13 protein-coding genes are annotated in these 15849 nt (G+C 60.2%); 7 read left to right on the forward strand and 6 right to left on the reverse strand.

Annotated features, from left to right (window positions below; all coding sequences use genetic code 11):
• Positions 1-691: 691 nt before the first annotated feature.
• The 4 genes from G6M89_RS06755 to G6M89_RS06770 all read left to right on the forward strand — a co-directional run bounded on the left by G6M89_RS06755 (position 692) and on the right by G6M89_RS06770 (position 3938).
• A complete protein-coding gene (locus tag G6M89_RS06755) occupies positions 692-1330 on the forward strand; it encodes an Era-like GTP-binding protein (RefSeq protein ID WP_165161031.1) in 639 nt (212 codons plus the stop codon).
• Between the two features lie 5 nt (positions 1331-1335).
• On the forward strand, positions 1336-1737 hold the full coding sequence (locus G6M89_RS06760) for a DUF2073 domain-containing protein (RefSeq protein ID WP_165161032.1): 402 nt from the start codon (positions 1336-1338) through the stop codon (positions 1735-1737).
• Between the two features lie 6 nt (positions 1738-1743).
• Complete coding sequence (locus G6M89_RS06765) at positions 1744-2991, forward strand: Zn-ribbon containing protein (protein ID WP_165161033.1); 1248 nt, start codon at positions 1744-1746, stop codon at positions 2989-2991.
• Positions 2992-3155: 164 nt separating this feature from the next.
• Positions 3156-3938 carry a hypothetical protein gene (locus G6M89_RS06770; RefSeq protein WP_165161034.1) on the forward strand — a complete coding sequence of 261 codons (783 nt, stop codon included), beginning with the start codon at positions 3156-3158 and terminating at the stop codon, positions 3936-3938.
• A 12-nt stretch (positions 3939-3950) separates the two neighbouring features.
• Here the strand turns inward: G6M89_RS06770 and G6M89_RS06775 are convergent, their stop codons facing one another.
• The 4 genes from G6M89_RS06775 to G6M89_RS06790 form a co-directional block, all read right to left on the reverse strand.
• Positions 3951-4268 (reverse strand): nucleoside triphosphate pyrophosphohydrolase, encoded by a 318-nt coding sequence (locus G6M89_RS06775; protein WP_165161035.1) that lies wholly within the window; start codon positions 4266-4268, stop codon positions 3951-3953.
• Positions 4269-4294: 26 nt separating this feature from the next.
• The gene (locus tag G6M89_RS06780) at positions 4295-4873 is read right to left on the reverse strand and encodes a hypothetical protein (RefSeq protein ID WP_165161036.1); all 579 of its coding nucleotides are present in this window, start codon (positions 4871-4873) and stop codon (positions 4295-4297) included.
• An 86-nt stretch (positions 4874-4959) separates the two neighbouring features.
• The gene (locus G6M89_RS06785; RefSeq protein WP_165161037.1) at positions 4960-6582 is read right to left on the reverse strand and encodes an iron ABC transporter permease; all 1623 of its coding nucleotides are present in this window, start codon (positions 6580-6582) and stop codon (positions 4960-4962) included.
• 166 nt (positions 6583-6748) lie between these two features.
• A complete protein-coding gene (locus tag G6M89_RS06790; RefSeq protein WP_165161038.1) occupies positions 6749-7915 on the reverse strand; it encodes an extracellular solute-binding protein in 1167 nt (388 codons plus the stop codon).
• Between the two features lie 280 nt (positions 7916-8195).
• On the opposite strand from G6M89_RS06790, the gene G6M89_RS06795 reads away from it, so the two are divergent.
• Entirely contained in the window at positions 8196-8876 is a 681-nt protein-coding gene (locus G6M89_RS06795) for a class I SAM-dependent methyltransferase (RefSeq protein ID WP_165161039.1), read from the forward strand.
• Between the two features lie 159 nt (positions 8877-9035).
• On the opposite strand, the gene alaS is transcribed toward G6M89_RS06795, so the two are convergent.
• Complete coding sequence (gene alaS / locus G6M89_RS06800) at positions 9036-11810, reverse strand: alanine--tRNA ligase (protein WP_165161040.1); 2775 nt, start codon at positions 11808-11810, stop codon at positions 9036-9038.
• 415 nt (positions 11811-12225) lie between these two features.
• On the opposite strand from alaS, the gene G6M89_RS06805 reads away from it, so the two are divergent.
• Positions 12226-14571: a GAF domain-containing protein gene (locus G6M89_RS06805; protein ID WP_165161041.1), complete on the forward strand. Its 2346-nt coding sequence runs from the start codon at positions 12226-12228 to the stop codon at positions 14569-14571.
• Between the two features lie 79 nt (positions 14572-14650).
• The gene (locus G6M89_RS06810; RefSeq protein WP_165161042.1) at positions 14651-14821 is read left to right on the forward strand and encodes a hypothetical protein; all 171 of its coding nucleotides are present in this window, start codon (positions 14651-14653) and stop codon (positions 14819-14821) included.
• Between the two features lies 1 nt (position 14822).
• Here G6M89_RS06810 and G6M89_RS06815 read toward each other — a convergent pair whose 3' ends face one another.
• Positions 14823-15818: a replication factor C small subunit gene (locus tag G6M89_RS06815; RefSeq protein ID WP_165161043.1), complete on the reverse strand. Its 996-nt coding sequence runs from the start codon at positions 15816-15818 to the stop codon at positions 14823-14825.
• Between the last annotated feature and the right edge of the window lie 31 nt (positions 15819-15849).

The raw sequence follows: 15849 nt of genomic DNA on the forward strand, positions 1-15849 counted from the left end.
TAGACGACGGGTGTCACGAGTAGACTGCATAGGCGACGATGACCCGAAGTTACGACCGGCTTGTTCCCATCTCGATTAGAGGATTTGTCACATTCCTGAGTGTGCTGTTTCTTCGAGTTGTATTGGAGTGTGCTACCAAGGGACATGAGTGTTCGGAACGGGCCGGATGCCCCCCACCCCTTTGTTTCGAGTGGAACGGTGAACGAGAGGGGGTGGGGGAACGATGGCTTCTAGAACGGGAAGGTTTAGGTAGGTGGGTAAGAAACAGTATCCGCAGTCCTAGCAAAGCAGATAGATTACTAGATGTATCTGCTATTGTTACTAGTTCCTACTAGAATAGGTCTCTAGAGCATCTTGAGTTACTAGACATCCCGTACCTGCTGGATTCATGAGGGAGACGCCATCTCTCTCCGGTTCGAGGTGAACAAAGCGCATCCTGTACCCAGCTGAGAAACAATGCCCCTCCCCAGCAGTTGGCGTCTCCAGTCGAAACAAAGGGGTGGGGGTGTGACGTCGATCGTTCTCCCTAACAAATCACAACTATCACAGGTCTGATTTCAAACACTTATACAGCGCATCTCTGTACTGGTAGTTCTATCCTATTGGTTAGTCGATAGGACAGACATAAGCTTAAGTGAATTCAGTCAGTAGTACGCGCAGATGCACCCCGCGGTGCTGGAGGCCCTTACAGATGGGATTGTTCACAGAACTCAAAGATAGTGTCTCTCGGGTTACGGATCGCCTGTTCTCAGAACAGGAACCCAAACGTATTGGAATCTATGGTCCGCCGAACGCTGGTAAGACGACCCTCGCGAACCGTATCGCACGCGACTGGACTGGTGACGCCGTCGGCACGGAAAGTCACGTTCCACACGAAACACGTCGCGCACGTAGAAAAGAAAACGTCGAGATTGAACGCGACGGAAACACGGTGACGATCGACATCGTCGACACGCCCGGTGTGACGACGAAAGTCGACTACGAAGAGTTCACCGACGAAATGGACGAAGACGACGCAATCCGTCGCTCTCGAGAAGCCACCGAAGGTGTCGCTGAAGCGATGCACTGGCTGCGCGAGGATGTCGACGGCGTCATCTACGTCCTAGATAGCGCGGAAGATCCGATCACGCAGGTCAACACCATGTTGATCGGGATTATCGAATCTCGCGATCTCCCTGTTCTTATCTTCGCGAACAAGATTGACCTGGACGACTCGAGCGTGAAACGGATCGAAGACGCCTTCCCACAGCACAAGACGGTCCCGCTGTCGGCGAAAGAAGGCGATAACATGGACGAAGTCTACGATAACATCGCGGACTACTTCGGGTGATTTCGATGCCACAAGCAACCAATGATGACTCTGAGTCGCCCGAAAACGGTGTCCAGATCGATCTGATCAGCGGCGAGCGAATGGAAGGGATGGCCTCGATGGAGAAGATCCGTATGATCCTCGATGGCGTCCACGATGGCAACATCGTCATCCTCGAGGAGGGATTGACGCCCGACGAGGAGAGTCGCCTCATCGAGGTGACGATGGCCGAAATCAGCCCGGACGAGTTCAACGGGATCGAAATCGAAACGTATCCCAAGTCGGACTCGCGCGATTCGTCCCTGCTTGGCCGGATCATGGGGAGCGAGCAAGCGGATACGAAACTCACGGTCATCGGGCCGGCAAACCAGATCGAAACGCTTCACAAGGACGAAACGCTGATCAGCGCGCTCGTCTCCCGGGACTGACCACTAATGCCACACCAATGTACGAACTGCGGCCGGACGTTCCCTGACGGCTCCAAAGAGATGCTGTCAGGATGTCCCGACTGTGGCGGGAACAAGTTTCAGTTCACGCCCTCGAGTTCGAGTGCAACCGCCACCGGCAGTTCCAGCGAGTCTGCGGCATCCGGGACAAACGAAACGGCGGGCATCACAACTGATGAGTCCGCCACGGCCGCTACTGGAAGCGACGCAGACGCTTCGACAGCCAGCGCCGAGAGCGAGAGCGTCACCGCCCGCGCGGCAGAAACCGTTCGTGACTGGGTGACCTCTGAATCCGACTCGGCACAATCCACTCGCTCGAACACCCCATCGACGGCCTCGAGCGCCACATCAGCTTCGAGTTCGCAAGCCGCCTCGGGTACTCCCTCGAGTTCCGAAACATCCTCGAGCACCCCACCGTCTTCATCGAATTCCGAGACGCCCTCAAGTTCGAGTGGAACCGACTCCCCCTCGGACTCAGACGGAGACGACCGAGCGTGGCCCGAAACCGCGACCACCGAATCACTTCCGAGCGACGCTCCAGACGAAACAGGGGCGTTTTCGGAGTGGCCAGAAACTGCTCGCAGACCGGAAGATCGCTCGTCGACGGAATCTGCTCCCTCGACCGATTCATCGTCTACGAACGCAACCGATTCGACGCCAGCGGATGCAAGCCCGAGAGCCGATTCGACGGCGCCGTCTGCATCGACGTCTCCCTCCGACAACGCGGGTCCACAAACTGCTGACTCGCGGGCGGACGCCGATGACTCGAGCCCACAGGTCGAGAATAACTCGGGGCCAACGGCGCGTCCGACGACCACGTACGCGGACGACGAAAACGACGCGCAGGCAGACGCCCGAAGCGGTGTCGTCTCCAAGGACGAACTGTCTGTCCACTCAAACTCGAGTGTCGAGCAGCCGGAGACTCCGAGTGCAGAATCCGCTACACAACCGCCAGCCGACTCGGCGACACCGGACGCGCCTGACTCGAGCGACGCGCCGCCGGAGCATGGCCGTGTCGTCAGCGAACCGACTGGCGACGAGCCATCGATTGAGGACCTTCGAGAGGAACTCAACCAACAGTTCGAGAGCATCAAGATCGTTCGGCCCGGCCAGTACGAACTCAATCTGATGGAACTGTACAACCGCGAGGAGTACATTATCTCGTTGCAAGAAGACGGCCGATACGTCATCGATGTTCCTGACTCTTGGCGCGATGGCGACGGTGACGACGCGTAGCACGTTTTGCGTTTTCGTGGCCCGATGAGCGGGAGACAGATGGATTTAAGCGACGGTAGTGATTGCTCTCGAGTATGAGCACTGCAACCAAGATCGTACTCGCAACGGTCGCTGTCTCAGCACTCCTATCAGTCTTGCTCGTCTTCCAGAACGTCTTCGCCTGAATGTTCACCGAACGAGACTGCTCGAGCGCTGTCACGGCCGTTCGAGACAAGCACGCGCCGGACGCAATGATTCTCGAGTGCGATCAGGACTTCGAGACACTTGCGCCTGCGCGCGCGGAAGATCTCGGACTCCTCGTCAACGAACTTGATCTGGCGAGTTACCCCTCGTCGTGGCTCCCAGCGGACGCGCCAACGTTACTCGAGCGCTACGCTGGGACTGCGTTCACGGTCGGGATGCCCGGCGACGGCAGCATCGCCTGGACACGTCAGACGACGCCCCCAGTCGTACTGGTCAAATCTCGAGTCGAGGGTACGCCTGAGCCGTTTTTGGACTTCTTACTCGCAGAAGCGCTCGTCGAAGTCGGCCTCGAGGTTCCCGAGCACTTCATCGGCTTCTTCGAGGACCAGTATCGCGATCTCGATGACGCGGTCGCACTCGATCCGAACGGCACGTATCAGGTGGCGGCGGCGCTGTTCGATGGGTGGGTTGGCCTGCAAACGCGCGAGACGTTCGCGACGTGGCATGACGACCAGCCGGCGCTTGCCGATGCGTGGCAAGACGCAGGGACGCGTCTCGAGGATCGGGTTTCTGGACTCCCGCGGGCAGTTGCACGCGGCGACACGTCGTTTGCAGATGCCACGGAACTTGCGTGTGCAGCGATCAAACACGCGATCGAGTTACCAGCGCCGTTTGCGGCGCTTGACACGGCCGCGTATCTCGATCACGGCCCGGCGTATGCCGTCCAGTGGGCAGAGAAAACGTTCGACTCACTTGCAGAGTGAGGGGCGACGAAATTACTGTTCGTCAACTCGCTCGAGGACGATTCGGTCCTCGAATCCACCTTTCTCAGCCCGTTTTTCCTGTTGAATCCGCTCGAGTTCAGCGCGAGAGCTGTCTCGGTGTGCGAGTATGGCGTCGATGACTTCCAAGACATCCGCTAGCTCCTCGAGCGTTCGGTCGTCGTCGAACTCGGTGGCTTCTTCGCGGAGTTTTGCGGCGAGGCGGTCTGCGTACTCGACGCTGTCGGCGGTGTGTGTTACTGGCTGCTCGTCGGTTGCCTCGATGAGCGCTGGAATCCGGTCGCGAACGAGTTTGTCGTATACTGTTGGCATCGCTCAGGAGTGTCGTCGAAGCGGAGTTAGAAGTCGGCGTCGACGCTGCCGTCTTCGTCGAGGTCGATAATCCCGTCGAAGCGCTCGCGGAACGACTCGACGAGTTCGTCGTCGTGCGGTTCTTCCGACAGATGGAACAGCCCAACAGCGTCGTACTCCTCGAGTAACTCGAGAATTCGGTCGACGGCCTCGAGTGCGTCGTCGTCGCCGGCGTAGTAGGCGAGTTCGGTGACGGAGTCGAAACTGAGGCGCAGTTTGCCGTCGTGTTCGCTGAGGAAGCCATCGATGTGTTCGACGATGCCGTCGATATCATCGGGTGCGGCGACGTAGTGGACGGTGTCGGTTTTGCGTCGGGAGTAGCCGCGTTCGATGGAAAGCGTATCCAGAATCTCGGCGCGCTCTTCGTCGACGTCGTAGTACTCGAGTTTTTGTTTGACTTCGCGGGCGGTGGTTCGGGTGGAGACGACGAGGAAGTGATCCGTATCGACTTTCAGAAAGTCGGTATCGATGCGGTCCGTTTCGCCCGTACTGGGATGGAGCAAGAGGATACCAGTCCCACCTGTGATCGTCTCCGGCGTGTCGTCAATCTCGAGCGTGTACTCCATGGTGGCGTCAACAACTGGGGGAACCGACTTAATAGTGCGGATATTTCAAGGTTGGCTGACCGATTTGTCGCCGTTGCGTCGGTTTGTTAGCTGATTTCGCCGCCTTCCTGTCGGAGGAGGACCAGCATTGAGAGTCCCGAGATGAGGATCAAAAGTAGTGCGGGGATGGCTGCGTAGCGATACGCCAGTGCGTCCTGAGCGTTCCAGATGAGGCTGACGAGTGTTTCCATCCCAATCGGCCGAAGCATCAGGGTGACGGGCAGTTCTTTCATCGTTGTCAGGAAGACAAGGATACTACCAGCAACGACGCCGGGCATAATCAGCGGCAGCGTCACGCGTCGAAATGCTTCGAATCGACCGGCGTTCAATGTTCGTGCAGCCTCGATTGTTTTATCGTCAACCTGTAGGACGGACGACCGGACGGTGCCGACTGCCTGTGGAAGGAATCGGACGACGTACGCGAACACGAGCAGCCACACACCCTGTCGATACAGCGACGGCAGCGCTCGGTTCCCGAGGAAGACCAGCGCGAGGCCGATGACGACACCGGGGACAGCAAAGCCAACGTAGGTCGCTCGCTCGAGAATGCGCGAGAGCAAAGAGTTTGCCCGGCCGGAGTAGTATGCGACGGGCAGGGCGAACAGACTGGCAACGAGTGCGGCCAACAGGGCGAGATACACGGAGTTGAACGCGAACTCCCACTGGAACTCGTAGGCGGGGATTGGGTCGCCTTCGCTGTATATCAGCCATCGCGAGAAGATGGCAACGGGGACGATGAGGGTGAGTGTGCCGAGGACGGAGACGAATCCCATCGCGGGCCATTTCCAGTTGCCGAGTCGGATCGTACTTCCTTCGCCACCGCCACTGTTTCCGGCGTCTTCGTCGCGACCGATTCCGGCTTCGATGACGAGGACGACGGCAACGATCGCGATGAGTTGTAACGCGAGCAATGCAGCGTACTCGCGGCCGAAGCCAGTCGTTTCCCAGTAAATTCGACTTGTAAAGACGTTTGCGCCCATAAATGCGGGCGTCCCGAAGTCCGAAATCGCATACAGCCCAGCGAGTAATGCGCCAGCGGCGATCCCTGGTCTGATCTGTGGAAACGTTACCCGTCTGAACGCTTCGAATGGGCCAGCGTTGAGTGTGCGAGCGGCGTCGACAACCGAGCTATCCATCGAGAGCAACGCTGCTCGAGTGGTCAGAAAGACGTACGGATACGTATACAGCGTAATGATGAGAATGGAGCCAGGGAGGCCGTCAATGGTCGGAATCGAAACGCCAAAGACCGAATCAATTTCGCCGCCGGAGCCGAACATGCCGACGAACGCGATTGCACCGATGTAGCTGGGGATAACGAGTGGCAAGGCAGCGACGATAGTCCAGAGACGCGGATAGGGGATATCGGTCCGTGCTGTGAGTACGGCAAGCGGGACACCGAGGAGGATCGAACAGAATGTCACGACTCCCATCAGGATGATACTGTTGACCGTGATCCAGCCCGTGTCAGGGGAGACGATTAGCCCGTACGCGCGGGCTGGCTCGACTTCCACTGCTCGCACGAACAGCCACAGCATCGGAGAGATGACGAGCAGCGCGACGATGGCGCTCAACAGTACCAGTGCGGCCGTCGATCGGTCCGTTTCACGAAGCCGTTTGCGGATCAGTGGCAACTGCTGTGAGAGATCGAGATAGTTCGTGAGTGATTTCATAGAGGCGTCAGATCAGGTTGTCGGCTGCGAATCTGGTTGGACGCTTTGAGTTAGGTGTACCTAAATCCTCCGAAGCTTCCCACCACGCGGCGATGTCGAACGGGATCAATAACAGCGGATTGGAACGAATTCGATTCTCCCAGAACTGGCTCGAGTTACACGCTTGTTATGCGAACATGCCCTCCTCTTCGATGAGGTCGCCGGCTTCCTGCAGGTCCATGTCGAACCCGCTGAGGTCGAACTCCGGCGGGTTGATCTCGTCGAGGTCTGGCAGTGGGCCGACGTACTCGATGTCTTCGACAACAGGGTATTCGCCGTTGTCGTCCATCATGAGCTCTTGACCCTCTTCGGCGAGCAGGTGACGGACAAACTCGGCGACGAGTTCGGAATCTCCGACCTGATCGAGGACGCCAACGCCAGCGACGCTGAACAGACATCCGGCGTCGTTTTCGGTAAACGTCGTTCGGATTGGCGCGTCGGAATCTTCGTTGAGAATACGAGCAGCGTAGTAGCTGTTTCCGAGACCAATAATCGGATCGTCATCACCACCTCTATTGATATCGTTCGCCTGATCTGAACCACCCTCGAAGAGTTGGGCGTCCTGATCGTCTGCCATCTGTCGGACCCACTCGCGGGTTTCTTCCTCACCCTTCCGTTCAACCATTGCCTGAACGAACCCGCGGAACGTTCCAGAGTTCGGCCGGGTCGAGATGATGCCCTCGAAACGCTCGTCGGTCGCGTACTCCATAATGTCAGTCGGCAGCTCGTCCCAGTCGTCGAAGTCGGTTTCGTCCAACCGATCGCTGTTGTACTGGATCGAACGGGTCCGTCCGGTCACCCCGGTCCAGTAGCCGTCGCTGTGTTGGTAGCTTCCGGGAACCGCATCGATAACGTCGTCCGGGAGCTGTTGCAGGACACCGTCGTCGTGAAGTGCATTCAGCGCACCCGGATCCTGTGAGTACATCAAATCTGCCGGATGGGTCTCTTCCTCGAGGATCTGATTAACCTGTACGTCGTTGTCGTCGTAATCGACGCTTACGGTGAGGCCATCGTACTCGTCCTCGAGCGCATCGAAAACGGCGGAGATTTGGTCGGGCGTCCGACCGGAGTAGATGGAAATCTCCCCTTCGAGGTCTCCCAGGTCGTCCCACGAGAGGGCACCCGAGTCGACACGTTCCGACATCGGCTCGACTTCTGCAATTGGTGTGTTATCGTTGTTGTCATCACCGAGACAGCCGGCGAGTCCGGCAAGTCCGGCCGCAGAACCGCCCGCGGCGGCAAGGAATGTTCGTCGACCGAATCGGCTCGTCAGGTCGCTGTTGCGCTGTTGCATATCTAGTTTTAGGCCGACCTAAAACACATATACCTTCCGATTATCCTCGAGAGAATGGTCGAGAGGGGGAGACAGCGTTGGCTGTCCGTTCGACCGAGACCGATGCCCACGGTATTTCGGCCGACCTAAACCTCTCAGTGCGAATGTTTTAGGCCATCCTAAAGAACCTGTCGGTCACTCCAGTTGACCAGGAGCGACCGGTTCCTCGCGCGCGTCTCAGGTATCCTTATTCGAGTCGAAAGCCGAACCGACTTTGCCCGCGGAGGCCGATCGGTTCAGTATGAGCGTACGCGCAGAATTCGACGACTGGGCGACGAGCGGCCGCGATAAAGGCATGGAAGAGCGCCACTGGCACACCGCGAAACACGCACTCGCGCGGATGCCGGTCGAACCCGGCGAGACCGTCCTCGATCTCGGCTGTGGCAGCGGCTACGCCGGGCGTGCACTTCGCGATACCAACGACGCCGGAAGACTGTACGGTCTCGATGGCTCACCGGAGATGGCCCGTAACGCCGCCAGCTACACTGACGACCCCAACGTGGGCTACGTCGTCGGCGACTTCGACGACCTGCCCTTTGCCGACAACGCAATCGATCACGTCTGGTCGATGGAAGCGTTCTACTACGCCGCCAACCCCGAGCACACACTCGAAGAGATTGCTCGTATCCTCCGTCCTGGCGGCACGTTCTACTGTGCGGTCAACTACTACGAGGAGAACGTCCACTCCCACGAATGGCAGGAGTTCATCGAAATCGAGATGACTCGCTGGGACCGACAGCAGTATCGCGAGGCCTTCCGCGAGGCCGGACTCCATGTCGCCGAACAGGACACCATTCCAGATCAAGAGATTACGATTCCAGCCGAAGCCGAGTTCCCACTCGAGGACTGGGACACCCGCGAGGCAATGGTCGAACGCTACCGTGAGTTCGGCACGCTGCTCACTGTTGGCGTCGCGCCATAGCTCCCGTCTCGTTCTTGCTCACCGAACCAGTGTTTCGACTCGAGGTGGTGAGCGACCGGTCTGTCGGGGATTCGAGGGATTCACTCCCCTGTGGAACCCCCTGGTTTCCACTCGAGACGATCCTCAAACGACAAAATCAGTGGAATCGATTACCCCGTCTCAGGCGTCCTGAATCTGGCGCAACACGTCGGGTGCGTCCTCGAGTGCGTCGTCCAGATCGTCGACGTTGGGGCCGCCGCCCTGTGCGAAGTCCGGCGGGCCGCCGCCACCGCCGCCGACTTTGGCTGCGAGTTCGCCGACGACTTCGCCGGCGTTGACGCCGACACCATCGGGGACGGAGACAACGAACTGTGCGCTGTTCTGGCCGCTGCCGAGGACGGCGATTGTCCCGTCGTCACTGATGGCGTTTGCCGTGGCACGGAGTTCGTCGACATCGGCGTCGATGCGATCGATAACGGCCGTCGCCTCGCCAACGTCGATCTCTTCGGCATCGCCGCCACCGCCGGCGCGAGCCTCGGCAAGTTGTTCGGTGAGGTCGTCGATTTCCTTGCCTCGAGCCTTCCACTCCTCGAAGAAGCGCTCGGCGGTGTCGGGTACGTCCTCTGGTGAAACATCGAGAATGTCGGCGGCCTCGTAGAGGGCGTCCTCGTTTTCTTGTGTCGACTCGAGGGCGGCCTCGCCAGCGGCGAACGTAATTCGTTCGACGCCGTCTTGGACGCGTTCGGTGTTCAGGATCTTGATCGAGCCGATGTCGCCGGTTCGGGCGACGTGGGTGCCACCGCAGGCCTGGACGTCTTCGGCGACGTGGATGAGTCGGATCTGTTCACCCGGCGGGATACCGCCTTGATAGAGATCAAAGCCGTGTTCAGCCTCGGCATCGTGGCGGTCGGGCCACTCCTGGGTGACGCTGACGTTGTCCATCACGAGGTCGTTCGCGACGGCCTCGATTGCTTTGACGTGTTCGCGCGAGATGCGGTCGTAGTGTCGAACGTCGATTCTCGAGGAGTTGACGCCCTTCTGGGCACCGGCCTGACGGATGTGGTCGCCGAGGACGGCGCGCGTGGCGTGCATGATGATGTGCGTCGCCGTGTGATGGCGCATGAGTTGGCGCCGGCGTCCGGCATCAATCTGGCCGTTGACGAACTCGCCTTTCCCGAGGCTGTCGTCGGTTCGGTGGAGGATGACGCCGTCTTCGATCTGGACGTCCGTGACCTCGACTGCGGTGTCGTCGGTCGACAGCGACCCAGTATCGGCAGGCTGGCCACCGCCTTCGGGGTAGAACATCGTCTGATCGAGGACGATATCGTAGCCGTCCTCGCGCTCGAAGACGTCGAGGACGACGGCCTCGAACTGGGTTCGCTGCTGGTCGTCGTAGTAGAGTTTCTCCGTTTTCGGGAGGTCCTCGAAGCGGCCGTCTTCGTCGTCGTCCGCCGTGGCTTCAGCCGCTTCGGCCGTGTCGTGACGGTCCGCAACGAGGCTGTAGAAGTCGTCCGGAACGTCGACGTCGGCTCCTGCCTCGTCGGCAATCTCGGCGACCATATCCGGCTGAATGCCGTGGGAGTCGTAGAGTTCGATCAATTCTTCAGTTGGAATTGACTCGTCCTTTTTCGCGTACTCCGCAGCGAGACTTTCGACGCGTCGGCCACCGCGCTCGAGCGTTTCGCGATACTTTTCGACCTCGGTGCGGACGATGTCGCGGATGGTGTCGCGATTGTCATACTCGAGGCGCTCGGCTTGCATGTCGACGAGTTCGTCGAGGGGGGCGTCGATCCCGACATTATCGCAGAGTCGTTTGGTGCGCCGGAGGACCATTCGTGCGAGATAGCCCGTGCCCACGTTCGACGGGACGATGCCGTCGCCGAACATGTATGCGAGTGTCCGGCAGTGGTCGGCAATAGCGTAGATATCCTCGAGTGGTTCGACGAGGTCACGAAGGTCCTCAACTGGGACCTCGAGTGTGTCGGCTATCTCGCCGCGGGCTTCTTCGACGTCGTCGACGTCGTCGATGTCGAGGTTGCCCGAGAGGCGGGCAGCGCGGGCGACGAGCGCGGATTGCTCGTCGGTGTGTTCGATCCCCGCGTTGTCTTTGAGGAACGCGATCATGTCCGGGTAGATCGCCTCGTACACCGTTGGCGTGCCCTGGCTCATCCAGGTCCAGCGCTCTAAGCCGTAGCCGGTGTCGACGATGTAGGTGTCCATGTAGGAGTAGCGATCCCCTTTGATCTCGTAGTCGCCATTGGGGTCTTGCTCCATGCACATGAAGACGAGCGTCGCCAGCTCGAGGCCTTTGTAGATGACCTCGATTGCAGGCCCGGCGTTGCCGCCGCCGACCCACGGATCTTCGATGTAGGTGACGTCGGTGATGTCCGCGCCGAGTTCCTCGAGGAGGGTGTCACAGAGTTCGACGGTCCGATCTTTCCAGTAGACCTCGCCGTCGTAGGCGTAGTCGTCGTCAGCGTCCTCGCGGGTGTTGAAGGCGTGATGGGCCATCATCTCGAAGGCCATCGTATGCCGTCCCGTTTTGCCGACGTTGTCGATGTCCTGCATTCGGATACAGGGTTGGGACACCGTCAGCGGATTCGCTGGTGGTGGCGTCTCGCCGCTCGTGACAAGCGGCTGGAAGTCATAAATCGACGCCTGCGTGAGCAGGACGTCATCTCGCCAGCGATTCGCCGCGACGGGGTAGGGGTCGATTCGGTCGTGGTCTTGGTCCTCGAAGTACGTGAGGAAGGCCTCGCGCATCTCCTCGAGGCTGTATTCCTCTGCAAAGCCGGGGCTCCCGATGAAGTCGTACTCTTCACACGGCGGTTCGCCGCAGGTGACCCGGTCTTCGTCGCGCGTCCAGAAGTGTGCCCCACACTCGGGACACTCCTTGCGCACGAATCCTTCCTCCTCGAAGTACTCGAGGCGGTACTCGTCCGCCAGTTCAGTCATTATATCTGTGTTGGCCAGCCAGCGCCTAAAACAGTTCCGCAACGTTCACCACGGGAGAATTCGCCCGCCAACCGGCCTCGAGTGGCGTCGAATCCAGTGCCCGCGCCAAGATTGATTCGGAAATCACCATTCGGAAATGAATATTGTTTTCACGTGAGACGTGTCCGTGCGGCCTCGAGCGGGCGTGGAGCACTCGAGGCTGACGGAAGACGCTGGATGGGTACTCGTCACGATTGCTATGATTCGGCCAGCAAATCTTTACCGCAGGTCTGCAGCACACTATGTATAGACGAACCTCGCTGGGATGGGCTGGGTGGTGACACCCGTTTCCCGGCGAGTTCCGAGTACGGACCCCCACCGACACGCTGCGACCGCACCCACCGCTTACCCACCGTTTACCGACCGCTGATCACTGATGGCACACTCGTCACCTCGCTCACGCACACACGCACGAACGATCCTCTACGTCGCACCGACCGACGGGACAGCCCGTTCCGGGGCTGAAACACTGGCGCGCACCGCTGCACAGACGGACCCCGACCTCGAGTCGACCGTCCAAGCAGTCCAGTCACTCGAGCGACTGCAGGAGTTAGCGCCGACGGCCGACTGCGTCGTCATCCACGAATCCTCCGAGGAGGAAGTCTCTGTCGGCGTTCTCGAGGTCGTCTCTGTCTGTGGACCGATCCCGCTCGTGCTCTTTACCGACGCGTCGTATGCCTCTGCAGTCACGCGTTCGGCGGAAGGCATCGACGGCTACGTCCGCCGCGGCACTGAGGACGCCGTTGTCCACCTCGCAGACGAGATTTCGAAGGTATGTCACAACGAGGCTATCAGCGGTCCCAGCGCACAATCGCCACTCGAGCAGGCAGACCAGGGCACAGACGAGGCTGTACTCGAGGACGAAGACGATGACCGTGATCTCGAGGACACAGCCCACGAGGAGCAGACACAGACGGCCGACGACGACGCAGCCGCGACTGCGGATGAGACCGATGACGATGGCGCTGTGGCCGACACAGACGCTGGCGCCCTCGAGGAGTCCGTCGCCCACCCCGAGCAGACAATCGACGGCGGAGATGGGGCTGACACGCCCACCGTCATCGGCACCGACCGGCAGGCAATGCGCGCTGACCCGCGAACGGCGACTGCACTGCTCGAGACGACCGCCAGAATCGTCGACTGCCGGGACCGCGAACTCTTATTCGGCCGGGTCGTCGAGGGCGCAGTCGGTGTTCTTGGCTTTCGCCACTGCTGGCTTTCGACCGTCCACTTCGGCGAACTGGTCCCGCGCGCTGCGTCGCCAGCGGTTCCGGGACACGCCCTCGAGTCGACGGCCGTCGATGGCCCGCTCGGAACGGCGTTCAAGACGGGCCAGCCGACTCGTATCGACGACGTCAGCGAGCATCCGGATATTCGGCTGCCGATTGACGGCGCTCGCTCGCTGTGTAGCGTTCCAGTCGGCGATATCGGCGTGATTCGAATCGTCGCGGACACGGAGGCCGCGTTTGATGACATGGACGTCGCACTCTTGCAGGGCCTCTGTAACGCCGCGGCAGCCGTCCTCCAGCGCAACTGGGACGAGATGGGTGTCGTCAACGCACGCAGCCGTCTGGAACGCGAGGTCGACCGCCTCGAGTCCGAACGCGAGCAGTTCGCCGCCGCCGCGGAACAACTCGCAAGCGAGCGGGACCGAATCGCGGCCGAACGCGACCAGTTGCTCACCCTCGTCGAAGACGTTGCCAAACCGACGCTGCGTTATGACATCGCTGACGGCCAGGCTATCATCCGCGATGTCAACGAGGCCGTCGAAGCCGTCTTCGGCGACGACCCCGACGCCGTTCGTGGCCAGCCAGTCGAGGAGTACGTCGTTCCCGATGGTCTCGAGGAGCGAGCCGAAACGCTTGCCGACGCGCTGGCTGCAACCGAGCAGTACCAGATTCTCGACCAGCGCGACACCGTCGAGGGCGTACGGGATTTCATGCTGACGATCATCCCGCTCGAGCAAGCGGCCGACGCGCCAGCGGCCGCCGACTGCGAAGGGTTGCTCGTCTACGACGACATCACCGAATCCAAGCGACGAGAACTCGAACTCGCCGCCGCGAACGCCCGTCTCGAGCGAGTTGCCGATCTGATTGACGACGATCTTGAGCAGCCACTGTCGGCAGCCCGAAACTACCGCGAACTGGCCGCCAAGACTGGCAGCAACGATCACTTCGCCGTGATCGCGGAGGCCCACGAACAACTCGAGGCACGACTCGAGGATCTCGAGGCCGTCGCTGCATGGGACGATGCCTCAGACGAGACGGAACCAATCGCGCTGCAGGACGTCGCCCGCCGCGCGTGGACCGATCTCGACACCGGCAGCGCACAGCTGGTTGCAGAGGACGACCTCATTCTCGAGGCGGACAGAGCGGGCTTGCGGGAACTGTTCGAGTACGTGCTTGACGCAGCAATCGATGCAGACGGCGAGCCAGCACACGACGAGACGACCGTGACGATTACGGTTGGCGCAACTGACGATGGTTTCTACGTCGCTGGTGACCGACCGACGGCCAGCGAGAGCACTGAAAGCGACGGTCGCCAGGAAGCGCCGACTCCCGGTCGACTCACCGCCTCTGACGGTGCCGGTGTTCAACTTGGATTGGTCGAACGAATCGCCGATCAGCACGGCTGGGATGTCGGCGTCGCCGAGGACGAGGACGGAACCGCGTTCGCGTTCCGCGGCGTCGACGCAATCAGCGTAAACCGGAATCGGGTGTAGCCGGTCACTGTTGCTCGAGTTGTCCTTACGCGGTGTGGTGTTTGTAAAAACTCATGTAGATGTCGCAACTGGTTAGAGTATGAACCGCACAGAACTGTTCCTCGCGATCATCGCGTACACGCTCATCGTGCAGGTGTTCGTCGACGGCGGCGAAGACATATGGTTTGCAATACTCCCGCTTTTTGTCCTCTTGTTTGCCCTCCCGATATTCGTCGTCCTCGACCTGCTGAAAAACCCGCAGTTCGAGTAACTTATTCGCCCTCGCCCTCGAGCGCGAGCGACGCCAGCAACGCCTCGAGTTGCAGGCGTTCGTTCGCTCCCTCGGTGATCCGGTAGTCGACCTCGCCGAGGCGCTCGAGGAGTCGAACTGTGGCCTGCTCGGGGATGTCGAACTCCCAGGCAGAGCGATGGAGCTGGTCGATCACGTCGCCGCCGGCCAGTCCGCGGTCCATCAGCAGATCCTCGAGTGCGGCGCGGGCGGCGGTGAAGTCGCCCTCGATAGCGTGGGAGACCATCGCTTCGACCTCCTCGGGGCGTGCGGTGGCGGTGATCGCGAAGACGGTTTCCTCGTCGACGGTTTCGCCCATCACGGCCGCGGCCTGCAGGGCGTTGATCGCCTTTCGCATGTCGCCGTCGGCTGCGTAGACGAGTGCGTCGACGCCGTCGTCGGTGACTTCGATATCTTGGTCGGCGGCGATTTCACGCACCTGCGCCTCGATGGCTGTCTCGGTAAGCTGAGTGAATCGGAACACCGCACACCGAGACTGAATCGGGTCGATGATCTGACTCGAGTAGTTACACGAGAGGATAAAGCGCGTGTTATTGGAGAACTGCTCCATCGTCCGGCGCAGCGCTGACTGAGCGTCAGAAGTGAGCGCGTCAGCCTCGTCGAGGAAAATTATTCGATGGTTGTATCCGCCAAAGGACGACCGGGCGAAGTCTTTGATCCGGTCGCGGACGACGTCGATTCCGCGCTGGTCAGAGGCATTGAGCTCGAGGAAGTTCTCTCGCCAATCATCGCCGTAGACTTCGCGGGCGATGCCGATGGCTGCTGTGGTTTTCCCCGTTCCGGCTGGGCCCGAAAACATTAAATTCGGCAGTTCATCCTGATCTACGTACTGTTTTAGCCGGGGAACGATGTTCTCGTGGCCCTTGATCTCGTCGAGCCGCTGCGGGCGGTACTTCTCGATCCAGACTTCGGTCTTCCCGGGTGTGGATTCCGCCGCCTCGGCGTCGGCCTCGCTCATACCGGTCCAAGGGTGGGCCGGGAAATAAATC

Origin of the sequence: Natronolimnobius sp. AArcel1, assembly GCF_011043775.1 — an archaeon.
In the GTDB taxonomy this organism is placed as follows: domain Archaea; phylum Halobacteriota; class Halobacteria; order Halobacteriales; family Natrialbaceae; genus Natronolimnobius.